This window comes from Vibrio sp. S457-15 (genome assembly GCF_000960545.1).
Taxonomy (GTDB): domain Bacteria; phylum Pseudomonadota; class Gammaproteobacteria; order Enterobacterales; family Vibrionaceae; genus Vibrio; species Vibrio parahaemolyticus.
In genome coordinates this window covers 1-1,259 of record NZ_JYOQ01000117.1, presented here as the reverse complement: position 1 = coordinate 1,259, position 1,259 = coordinate 1, and the positions used below count along the sequence as shown (strand labels likewise).

Annotated in this window: 1 protein-coding gene; it reads left to right on the top strand. The window is 43.8% G+C overall.

Features of this window, described 5'->3' with window-relative positions; genetic code table 11:
- The first annotated feature begins 62 nt into the window (after nt 1–62).
- Complete coding sequence (locus tag UF05_RS10870; RefSeq protein ID WP_079758064.1) at nt 63–1,256, top strand: ISL3 family transposase; 1,194 nt, start codon at nt 63–65, stop codon at nt 1,254–1,256.
- Nucleotides 1,257–1,259 lie beyond the last annotated feature (3 nt).

Genomic DNA, 1,259 nt, shown 5'->3' with positions numbered 1-1,259 from the left:
AAAAACGGTAGTAAGTGATAGAGTTTTATCGCCAAACAAAACCTACACAAACTACCGTTTTCATGTCGAATCATACTTTCCTATCTTCATTCTGGGAAGGCTTTCATATAGTAAAGTCTCATCAGACTGCATCATTAATAAAGCTCACTCTCAAACCTAACTCTATCGCTAAGTGTCCGTGCGGACTTAAATCTCAATCCATACATGAGTATCAATGGCGTAACGTGAAGGAAGCCACACTGTTAGGAACTCCCGTTGAACTGTCCGTTCAAACCCGACGCATCAAATGCGGTCACTGCGGCATTAAAACAGAACGGCTATCTTGGTTGGAACCTTATGCTCGTATCACTAACCGCCTACGAAGCTACATAGAACAGTTGTTACCTCTGTTACCCATTAAACATATAGCCCAAGTGACAGGCGTTCATTGGCACACAATCAAAGAGATAGATAAGCGTCGGCTTCAACAGGTAGTACCGCAAGTTAAATGGGGAGAATTAAGGCAACTCGCCATGGACGAGTTTGCCATTTTTAAAGGACACCGCTACGCGACGGTCATTGCTGATGCGAAAAGTCATCAGGTTATCTGGATAGGACTCGGTCGTAGCCGCAAGGATATTCGACCGTTCTTTGAACTGCTAGGTGAGCATGGCAAAAATATCGAAGCAGTAGCAATGGATATGAATACGGCTTTTGACCTTGAAGTTCAAGAGCATTGCCCAAATGCCCGTATCGTTTACGACTTGTTCCACGTTGTTGCTAAGTTCGGTCGTGAAGTGATGGATAGAGTCAGAGTGGACCAAGCTAATAAACTAAAGCAGGATAAAAAAGCAAGGCAATGGGTCAAGCGTTCGCGCTGGGTGCTATTAAAAAATAAGGATAATTTGAATACACAACAGGAAAGTTACCTCACAGAAATATTGAATATGAATCAGGACTTGATGACAACCTACTTACTGGGTGCGCAATTAAAGGAACTGTGGCGTTGCGGCTCTGAACTTCAGGCTAAAAACTTATGGCAGGTATGGTGGGAGCAAGTGAATGAGAGTGGAATTAAGCCGTTAAAAGAGTTCGCTCGAAAGCTCCGTCCGTACCTTCATGGGATCACTGCTTCAGCAAGCTACCCGCTGAATACCTGTACGCTTGAAGGGATAAATAACAAGATAAAGTTAATCAAGAGGATGGGATATGGCTATCGAGACACTGATTACTTCTTCTTAAAGATAAAAGCGGCTTTCCCCGGAAAGCCGCGATGAACC

Excerpts from the sequence above, each read along its gene's own strand:
- UF05_RS10870 (WP_079758064.1), top strand. The coding sequence starts at position 63 with ATGTCGAATCATACTTTCCTATCTTCATTCTGGGAAGGCTTTCATATA.